At 65.8% G+C, this 515-nt stretch carries 1 protein-coding gene; it reads right to left on the reverse strand.

Annotated elements, in window-relative coordinates; genetic code table 11:
- The coding region (locus IF28_RS0135775; protein ID WP_199809094.1) for a 2-oxoacid:acceptor oxidoreductase family protein at positions 1-515 on the reverse strand (515 nt) is incomplete at both ends.

A 515-nucleotide genomic window follows, 5' to 3' on the forward strand; every position in this document is an offset into this window, starting at 1 on the left:
GTGCCCTCGGTGGGGCGGTGGTACATCCACGACAGGAGTCCGAGCGCGAACATGTTCTTGCTGCGCTCGGCCTCCTTGCGGGTGAGGTCGAATTCCTTGAGCGCTTCCACGGTGAGGGTGGTCAGCGGTACGGGGTGCAGGTGGTAGCCGTCGAGTGAGCCGTCTTCCAGGGGGCTGGTGTCGTAGCCCACTTTCTGCATGGCGCGTTTGGTGAACTCGTCGGTGTTGACGATGATCTCGGCCCCGCGGGGCAGGTCGGCGATGTTCGCCTTGAGTGCGGCGGGGTTCATCGCGACGAGGACGTTGGGGGCGTCGCCGGGGGTGAGGATGTCGTGGTCGGCGAAATGGAGCTGGAAGGACGAGACACCGGGCAGGGTGCCCGCGGGTGCGCGGATCTCGGCCGGGAAGTTCGGCAGCGTCGACAGATCGTTGCCGAAGGACGCGGTCTCCGAGGTGAAACGGTCACCGGTGAGCTGCATACCGTCACCCGAGTCCCCCGCGAACCTGATGATCAC

The organism is Streptomyces sp. NRRL WC-3626 (assembly GCF_000718785.1).
Taxonomy (GTDB): domain Bacteria; phylum Actinomycetota; class Actinomycetes; order Streptomycetales; family Streptomycetaceae; genus Streptomyces; species Streptomyces edwardsiae.